Source organism: Aneurinibacillus thermoaerophilus (assembly GCF_900099925.1).
GTDB lineage: Bacteria > Bacillota > Bacilli > Aneurinibacillales > Aneurinibacillaceae > Aneurinibacillus > Aneurinibacillus thermoaerophilus.
Genome location: NZ_FNDE01000061.1, coordinates 1 through 8,623, shown reverse-complemented (window position 1 = coordinate 8,623; position 8,623 = coordinate 1). Strand labels below are relative to the sequence as shown.

At 44.1% G+C, this 8,623-nt stretch carries 12 protein-coding genes and 1 pseudogene; 2 read left to right on the top strand and 11 right to left on the bottom strand.

Annotated features, from left to right (window positions below; translation table 11 throughout):
* Position 1 precedes the first annotated feature (1 nt).
* Both BLR88_RS20630 and BLR88_RS20260 read left to right on the top strand, forming a co-directional pair.
* Positions 2 to 100 (top strand): annotated as a pseudogene (locus BLR88_RS20630) (winged helix-turn-helix domain-containing protein); the annotation flags it as partial.
* Positions 101 to 137: 37 nt separating this feature from the next.
* Positions 138 to 467, top strand: coding sequence for a transposase (locus tag BLR88_RS20260; protein WP_254778367.1), 330 nt, complete (start codon positions 138 to 140; stop codon positions 465 to 467).
* A 123-nt stretch (positions 468 to 590) separates the two neighbouring features.
* Here the strand turns inward: BLR88_RS20260 and BLR88_RS18015 are convergent, their stop codons facing one another.
* From BLR88_RS18015 to BLR88_RS19795, 11 genes are all read right to left on the bottom strand, one after another.
* Positions 591 to 2,000, bottom strand: a complete 1,410-nt coding sequence (locus tag BLR88_RS18015) for a flagellin N-terminal helical domain-containing protein (RefSeq protein WP_091261483.1) — start codon at positions 1,998 to 2,000, stop codon at positions 591 to 593.
* 357 nt (positions 2,001 to 2,357) lie between these two features.
* Positions 2,358 to 2,597, bottom strand: coding sequence for a carbon storage regulator CsrA (gene csrA, locus BLR88_RS18010; protein ID WP_057897504.1), 240 nt, complete (start codon positions 2,595 to 2,597; stop codon positions 2,358 to 2,360).
* A 15-nt stretch (positions 2,598 to 2,612) separates the two neighbouring features.
* On the bottom strand, positions 2,613 to 3,104 hold the full coding sequence (fliW, locus tag BLR88_RS18005; RefSeq protein WP_057897503.1) for a flagellar assembly protein FliW: 492 nt from the start codon (positions 3,102 to 3,104) through the stop codon (positions 2,613 to 2,615).
* Between the two features lie 40 nt (positions 3,105 to 3,144).
* Positions 3,145 to 3,720, bottom strand: coding sequence for a DUF6470 family protein (locus tag BLR88_RS18000; protein WP_057897502.1), 576 nt, complete (start codon positions 3,718 to 3,720; stop codon positions 3,145 to 3,147).
* Positions 3,721 to 3,735: 15 nt separating this feature from the next.
* On the bottom strand, positions 3,736 to 4,641 hold the full coding sequence (gene flgL / locus BLR88_RS17995) for a flagellar hook-associated protein FlgL (RefSeq protein WP_175493682.1): 906 nt from the start codon (positions 4,639 to 4,641) through the stop codon (positions 3,736 to 3,738).
* An 11-nt stretch (positions 4,642 to 4,652) separates the two neighbouring features.
* The gene (gene flgK, locus BLR88_RS17990; protein ID WP_091261479.1) at positions 4,653 to 6,071 is read right to left on the bottom strand and encodes a flagellar hook-associated protein FlgK; all 1,419 of its coding nucleotides are present in this window, start codon (positions 6,069 to 6,071) and stop codon (positions 4,653 to 4,655) included.
* 99 nt (positions 6,072 to 6,170) lie between these two features.
* Positions 6,171 to 6,665 carry a flagellar protein FlgN gene (locus BLR88_RS17985; protein ID WP_057897499.1) on the bottom strand — a complete coding sequence of 165 codons (495 nt, stop codon included), beginning with the start codon at positions 6,663 to 6,665 and terminating at the stop codon, positions 6,171 to 6,173.
* Between the two features lie 31 nt (positions 6,666 to 6,696).
* Positions 6,697 to 7,005, bottom strand: coding sequence for a flagellar biosynthesis anti-sigma factor FlgM (flgM, locus tag BLR88_RS17980; RefSeq protein ID WP_057897498.1), 309 nt, complete (start codon positions 7,003 to 7,005; stop codon positions 6,697 to 6,699).
* A 161-nt stretch (positions 7,006 to 7,166) separates the two neighbouring features.
* On the bottom strand, positions 7,167 to 7,688 hold the full coding sequence (tpx, locus tag BLR88_RS17975; RefSeq protein WP_057897497.1) for a thiol peroxidase: 522 nt from the start codon (positions 7,686 to 7,688) through the stop codon (positions 7,167 to 7,169).
* A gap of 99 nt (positions 7,689 to 7,787) precedes the next feature.
* A complete protein-coding gene (locus tag BLR88_RS17970; protein WP_057897496.1) occupies positions 7,788 to 7,997 on the bottom strand; it encodes a hypothetical protein in 210 nt (69 codons plus the stop codon).
* Between the two features lie 278 nt (positions 7,998 to 8,275).
* On the bottom strand, positions 8,276 to 8,623 hold a 348-nt coding region (locus BLR88_RS19795), incomplete at its 5' end, for a hypothetical protein (RefSeq protein WP_409359915.1).

Genomic DNA, 8,623 nt, shown 5'->3' with positions numbered 1-8,623 from the left:
GATGTCACGTTCCGGTATCGCGGATATGCTTCATCGCTTAGGATTGCGTTGGAAGCGTACAACGTATGTATTGGCAAAAGCAAACAAAGAGAAACAGCAGGCGTTTGTACACCAGGTAGGGATGATAAAAAAACGTAATGGACGAAAATACGGTACTGCTTGCACAAGACGAGACCCATGTTCGCTCGTATCAAGCCCTTCGGGCTACATGGTCTCCGAAAGGAGAACAGAAGCAGATTCCAACATACGGTCATCACGCTCAGGTGACTTTATTCGGAACCGTAGATACGCAAACCGGCGACATATTCTGTACAACGGCAGATTCCTGTAATGCTGCTTCTTTTCTGGAATTCTTGAAGAAAGTGATGAAGCACTATGCCAACAAGAAGGTCATTATGATCATCGATAATGCCCGTATTCATCATGCCAAACTCCTTCGTCCTTTTCTAAAAGAGCATCATCAGTGAAGTGCCCCCTGTCAAGTAGACAGGAATAAAAAAGCACGTTAATCAGAGATGGCGCCCATGCCGGGCACACATAAAAAAGAGACTCCGGCAAAACCAGAGTCTCTTTTACGTTTATCACTGAAATTAACGGAGCAGTTGCAGCACTTGTTGCGGTTGTTGGTTGGCTTGAGCCAGCATTGCTTGAGCGGCTTGAGCAAGGATGCTGTTTTTCGTGTTCTCCATAACCGTTTTCGCCATGTCTGTGTCACGAATACGGGACTCAGAAGCAGTCAGGTTTTCAGAAGATGTATTCAGGTTGTTGATTGTATGTTCTAAGCGGTTTTGGAATGCACCAAGTTTGGAACGCTCAGCTGATACTTTTTCAATAGCTTTCTGAATGGTAGAGATAGCGGCTTCCGCCCCAGATTGGGTAGTCACATCAATATTTTTAACACCCAAGCTTACTGTATCCATCTTATTGATGTCAATGTTCATTGTTTGCGATTCATTCGCACCAATGTGCATGGTTAACGCATTATTCGTTGTTGTAATTGTTGTAGTGCTTCCAGCTGCTGCTAACGCAGTATCTACAGTCATACCGAATTCAAATCCGCCAGCATTGAACTTGCTTTGTGTGATCTTAAGAGAGCCACTATTAGAAAACTCCGTACCACCAGAAGAATTCTCTACTTTGAAATCACCAGCAGCGCCATATGTTGCATTTAAGTTAAATGTCATTTTTCCTTCTTGTGCACCAGTTGCTGCTTTCAATGTAATTTTTGTAGTTGTTCCATCAGGTAAAGTTCCTGTCAAAGCACCATCATTATTTGAATCCCAAGAAGCTGCAGACGCAACCACTACACCATCGCTATTTTTCAAAGTAACATCAAATTTGTTTGCACCTGTAGCCTTTAACTCAAGAGTATAATCGCCTAATTCAAGACCAGTAACCTTTGAGGTACTATCTAAATCAAAAGTATCAGCTGTCAATCCGGTCGTATTTGTTTTAATATCTACACCCAATTTAGCCGCATTCGTCTGTGTTACAGTATAAGTGTCAGCTTTCAGATCGCTCTTAACAACTTCCGCAGTTTTAATGGCTACATTGTTATTGGACATGGTCGCATTATTGCCAACTGTTCCGTTAAGCAATTTTTTCGTGTTGAATTCCGTCGTATTGGCAATACGATCAATTTCATCTTTCAACTGCGTAATCTCTTTTTGAATTTCCTTACGGTCAACGTCAGTATTGGTGTCATTGGATGATTGTACCGCAAGTTCACGCATACGTTGCAAAATGCTGTGTGTTTCATTCAATGCGCCCTCTGCTGTTTGGATAAGAGAAATACCATCTTGAGCGTTACGGCTTGCTTGATCCAGACCACGAATCTGGCCGCGCATTTTTTCAGAAATAGCCAGACCTGCTGCATCATCGCCCGCACGGTTGATGCGGAGACCAGAAGAAAGTTTTTCAGTAGATTTCGCCATGTTAGCATTGTTAATACCAAATTGACGGAATGCATTCATGGCATTCAGGTTGTGATTGATAATCATGTTCTATTCCTCCTTGATGATTTCGTGAACGTCCATGTTCACTTATTATTTATTAAAAAGCCAGATGGCTTTTTAAACAGAAAGCGGCATACTCTCAACAACTGACGATATGTGATCGCCACCAGCATTCTTGCGAAACAATACGTCCGCCTATGTCGCGCGCCACAAGCTTCCTTATTGTTTCTTACATTATCTATATCGGAGAGCAAACCGGCCTGTTTAATACTTTTTCGGAAATTTTTTCGACTTCTCATACCTCGTCTTTTCCCTGTAGCAGCAAACATGTCTACTCCCTCGGAGCAGCAAAAAAATATCCGGACACAAAGAAACATGGCCCGGAAAGAAAAAACGTATTGGTTAATTATCACTTTGATTGCTCAACCGCTTCAACTGCTCAATATGAATCTCCGGCTTTTTGCCTCCAGCAAGCCGATTCTCGGCCTGAATAGCTTCATAGATTTCCTGCCGGTGAATCTGCACATGCCGGGGTGCTTCGATACCGAGCTTTACCTGATCTCCGTCTATGCTTACAATTTTTATCGTAATCTCGTCCCCAATTACAATCGATTCGCCTGCTTTGCGCGTTAATACTAACATACATTCCGCCTGCCTTTACTGGCCTGCCGCCTCACTCCGTCCGGCAGCTCCTTTCTTTCTATCATTGTACTCTTTGTTGCCCTGGTGCGAAAAGAGCGGTTGACGGACGGAATAGCTGCTGTTCTCCAACACAAGCTGCATCCCTTTACGGTTCACGGTATTCATGATCACCGGAGCAAGCAGGTTGACGGTGGAATCGGCCAGCGGTTCGCGCAGCACAACGATACAATAGCAAAGCACACTGTTACGATCCTGAATCCCAAGTTCCTCAAGCACCGGGTCTGGAATGGTAACCTCATAATCGGGAAAAAGGGGAAACGGATCAATCAGAAAGAAATATAAGTCTTCCCGAATCGAATGTAAGACCGTAAACGGGCTATCTTCAATTTTCATAAACATAAATTCACGTTCTTCAGGAAATCCAGGCAGTCCGTGTTCGAATCGATACACTTCCTCTGCCGCATATTCAAATTCACCGAATAAGCTGGATATCATCTTTGTCGCCATCGGCTAAAACTCCTTTATCGGGACTATCTCCGTTTGTTCTTTAATACATGGTATCAACATGTCCGCCGGTAATCTGAAAATGCAGTTCATTTTTCTGCTGCATCGTATAGAAAATTCGTCCTTTTTCATAATGGTGCCGGAAAGGAGTCGTTTGTACATCGACCGACGTACCGCCAATTTTCCAATCCATATTCAATTGCCCTGGCGTAAACGAAATTTTTAATGAAAAATTTCCGGGGACATTTCCGTATGCGAAACGGTGCTGGGGCAAAGTACGTTTACTGGCAGCGAGCTGGCGAATCACATTCCCCTTATTCTCGATCGCCCCCAGTTGTTCGCCCTCCTCCGTAACGCGCGCAATATATGCGAGCGCCTCCCGTTTGCCGTCCGCAGCCGCTTCGGCGATACACTGAAAAACATGTTTTAGCTCCATATCAGCCCAGCATTGCCTCTGATCAATCGTCAACTTCGACGGGGTGGGATGCAGAACCATCTCGGGCGGTTTCTGCTCCAGTTTCAAACGTGTACGCGACGGTTCAAACCTATAGACAGGCTGCTGCACATCCCAGGCAAGCTTCGCGTTTTTCTGTTGTATCTCAAGGCGTAAAACATTCATTTCTTTCCCGCTCCTCTAGCGAAGGAAATCAAGAAGGGAGGGTTGAATCAACCGCGAACCAGCAGCCAGCGCTGCTCGGTGCACATTTTCATTCGTTTGCAGGTCAATAATAACTTTTGCCAGATCAGCATCTTCCCCGTCAGAAATCATTTTCTCTGTCCCAAACGATTGATTGCCGAGACGATTTTGCAGCAGTTCAACCCGGTTCATGCGTGCGCCCACAGAAGCCCGGACTTTCAGAAAGTTATCAATATGACTTTGAATAATTTCCAAATCTTTCTGAATGTCAGCGGTCGTTGGCGGCGGATCAGTAGGAGAAGGATCTAGATGACTTATGACGTTTTTTAACACGGCAAATACGGTACTTCCACCTGTTTTAAATAGTTCGTCCGGCTGCACATTGATCGGAATTTTGACATTTGTCGATACTTCCAATGGAATTTCACTATTGTTTACGTCGGATATTAAATCTTCCGCTGTTTTGTCGTAAGGAGGCGTCAGGGTGTGCGTACCGTTAAAAATGTATTTGTCGGCAAACGTGGTGTTGGCCACCGAACCAAGCTGGTCGCGCAGCTGCCGGATTTCAGTGGCAATTTTTTGGCGTTCTTCTCTTCCGTTCGTATCGTTGGCCGCTTGCGTTAATAGTTCTTTTACACGGAGCAAGATGTCGATGCCCTCGCCGACCGCAGACTCTGTTTGCGTAAGCCAGCTCATCGCTTCATCCGTATTGGAACGGAACTGTTCAATTTCGGAAAAATTCGTTCGGAAAAGCATGCCACGGCTCGCCACAATCGGATCATGGGACGGTTTTGAAATTTTTTTGCCTGTTGACAGCATCTCCTGCAGCCGTTCCATCCTTTGCCAGCTATTCCCCAAATAATAAAGCATATTATTATTTAACATGTTTTGTGTAATCCGCATCATATTCCCTCCTACCTACCTACAATTCCCATACCGTTAATGATCTTGTCAAGCATCTCGTCAACCGCCGTAATAGTGCGAGCCGCAGCATTATATGCATGCTGAAACTTAATCATATTACTCATTTCCTCGTCTAAGGAAACACCGGAAATGGATTGCCGCCTGTTCTCTACTTCCATGACCAGACTCTCGGCGTTTTCTTTCATCCGTTGTGCTTCCTCTGTTTCAACCCCTAAAGTGGCAATCATTGCACGGGTAAAACCATCAAAAGAAGTAGTTGTCCCTCCTATCGAAATAGAAGTGCTCTGCTTTAAGGCATATACAGCTAAAGCTATACTATTATCTCCGGGGTTCGCAGGGGCGTACGCAACCTTATTTGGATCAGTAATCGCAACGCCTATATTTGAAGCATCCGCTCCACTGAAAAAGTTTTCCGAAGAATGTTTTTCATTCACTTCTTTAATAAACGCCTTAGCTAAGTCATTTATTTTGGTAATATAATTATGAATAACCGTGTCGCGAGAGTCGACTAATCCGTAAATCTCTCCTGCCTTGAGATTTCCCGAATCCAACCGCGTGCCTCCTACCGAAATAAAACGACGATCATCCCCATTTGCAAGTTTTCCTGAATCAACAAGCGTAATGGACGCAGGAGTATTTCCTGTCACCAGCTGGACACCACTCGGGTTTTTCAATGTAATATTTACTGGCCCATCCACTTTTTTACCGTCTACATCTATAGGAACCGTTTCCACTTCAATGTCCAGCATTTTAGAAAGCTTATCAATCAAAACGTCTCTTTTATCATAAAGATCGTTTGGTATATAACCGTGCGGCACAATGTCACTGATTTGCTGATTTAAGTCTGCAATTTGCTTTACAATCGTTTCAAGCTGTTCCGCTTTTATCTCAACCTGTGAATTAAAATCTTTTTGTAGCTGTTTCAGTTCCCTATCAATAAAATTTAACGTTTCTGCCAACGCTTTTCCTTTTTGAATGACATATTCACGAGTAGAATAATCCGCAGAAGGTTGGGAAACCTTTTGCCATGAATTCCAAAACTCATCCATGACATAACGAAGTCCTTTATCGGATGGCTCATTCATAATTACTTCGATTTGCTCCAACGCATTCGTCCGAGCTTCATATTGCCCTACATTTTTATATTGGCTACGAAACTGTGCATCGAGAAAACGATCACGCAAGCGCTGTATAGAACTTACTATTACCCCGGTACCCATCTGCCCGGCCTGGCGCTCATTCGTTAGGCTTGGATATGGAAACGGCATTGATGCTTCCATATTTGCTCGCTGGCGTGTATATCCTTCCGTATTCGTGTTCGCGATATTGTGACCCGTAACATTCAACGCGGCCTGCTGAGCAAATAAGCCACGCTTCGCAATCTCTAATCCTCCAAACGTTGATCTCATCGCTTTATCTCCCTTCCTCTACCGATTTCTTCTATCACGGTTTCCCTTTATCCACCACTCACCTTAAAAAAGTGCAGAATAATCGACAACGCTGTACAACTATGCCTTACTGTCAAAAAAACGCACAGAACCTGCGTGATGATTACCTTTCTGCTGATATAGATACGGATCTTCCTCCGGCGCCGTCAACTCTTCCAACGTAAAATTGATAAATGCAAGCGACTGCTGAAGCAACTGCTGATTCAACCTATTCAGCGTCCGCAATTCTGCAATCACGTCTCCCAATCTCTTCTGGCAGCGGGCCAAATTCTCTTTTAGTTCCGGAGTATCGGCCAACTCGATCAACTCACTGAGATAGCATGTCTCCTTATGAATCCCCTGCCGCATAAAATAGAGCGAGATTTGTTGCTCCCGCTCTTGTTCAAGTGATTGGATGGTGTTCATGCAGCGAGATTCAACTTGCAGGATGCAAGCCAGTTCGTCCATATCGCCTTTAATCAAGACTTCCTTCTTGTACCCGGCCAGCTTCAACATCCGCTCATGTTCGGCGAGCAACCGCTCCAAAATTCCCACAACCTTGTATAATTCACTCATTATCTTGTCACCATCCGACATTTATTCCGATTTACATCCCCTTCTTCAACAACGCCTCCGCGATCAGTTTAGCGTCCACATGGTACGTTCCAGCCTGTACCTGTTTTTTTAATTCGGCGATACGCTCTGTGCGTTCTGCCTCCGTTTCCTGATTTTTCTGTAGCTCCAGCGCTTCTGTGGAAATTTCCAACTGATCGCGCTCTTTTCCTTTCTTTTTGGCTTCCTCCTGACGCATTTCTTGCTGGCGGTACGGATGGATTGGCTGAATATGACCCGTTCTTTCAATTCTCACTGTTATCACCCCGGCTTTCTTTATTACATTTATATACTTCTTATTCATTCTTTTTTATTCTTCATTGCTCCATTAATATATACATTTCGTTTGAACTTCGGCATTTGTGCCTATTTCCAGTTCATTAACCGCCTTGTTCTCGATAACAAAAAGCCGATTACTTGTTAATAAAGTAATCGGCAACTTTCACAAAAAGTTTAAGTTTTTCTTTACTTCTCCGCTGCTTCTTTTGCCGCAGCAATGGCTTTCTCATAATCCGGGTGATTTGTTACCTCCGGAACGTATTCCACATACGTTACTTTATTGTCTTTATCCAAGACGAAAATCGCGCGGGTCAGCAGACGAAGTTCTTTAATCGCTACGCCGAATGCTTCGCCGAAAGAAAGATCACGGTGGTCGGACAGCATTTTTACATTCTCAATGCCTGCTGCTCCGCACCAACGAGCCTGGGCAAAAGGCAAGTCTACGCTTACCGTCAACACTTCCACATTTGGAAGTTTGGACGCTTCTTCGTTAAAGCGACGGGTTTGCGCATCGCATACGCCTGTATCAATGGAAGGAACAACGCTGATGAGGTGCACTGTTCCTTTGCCATCATTCAAGGAGTACGGCTGCAAGCCTTGCGCCAATACAGTAAAGTCTTTTGCTGTATCGCCTACTTTTACTTCTTCACCGATAAGGGTTACCGGGTTGCCTTTAAATGTAACGGCTCCTGCTCTTTCAATTGCCATATGTAATTCCTCCCATTCAAAAGTGGGTTGTCCTAGTTACCATTCTAGTAGAGTTTCAACTAAATTACAACATTTACACGTTGTTAACATTTCTAACTTCTACATCGTTTCTTTTATTTTTTTCGCTTTTCCTTTCAACAATTTAAGTGCACCATTTTCTAACCCAACAGTATAGGTAGCCTTATAAAGCGAAATTCGCTGCTCCCCCTGCACATTTTCTTCGGCTTCAATGATCACGACCACTTCGGCTGTGGAAGAAGTAGTGGAGCCGAGCACAATATTTTTCAGCCGGACACTCAATGTATGCAAATATCCTTCCCGAAAGTTTTCATAACTGGTACCAGTCTTCCTTCATATATTAAGGATGCGAATGGAGGACACGAAAAGATGCCTTTCCACGTGTGATTCATGACGTGCTGCAAATGGTGTGGGGACAATCGAGACAAGCTGTTTTACAACATCAACACCCTCTTTACCCCATAAGCTGTAATATGCCGTATCCGACAAAAATAATGAGTATAAAAAAAGCGAGAGTCCCTGTACTGTCATCGATCTATCCCATACAGAACAGGAACCTTCGCTTACTTTTAACCTAAACGGCTCTTCAAACGGTGAATCTGCTCACGATTTTCATGCGCCGTATCAATCGCATAGCGTACTTCTGCACGCAAGTTGCCAATTTCGCGCAAAATTAAATTGTCGCTCTCCAGATTTTTCACCTGCGCTGCACTAATCAATTGCTTCATTTCTTCGAAATTTTGTTGTACTAACCGATCGAGCTCATCAAACCGTTTGTCCGCTGCCTCAAATTTCCCATCAACTTCGTCAAACCGCTTGTCTACCGCTTCAAGCTTCCGATCAATTCCGTTAAACCGTTCGTCTACCGCTTCAAGCTTCCGATCAATTCCGTTAAACCGTTCGTCTACCGCTTCAAG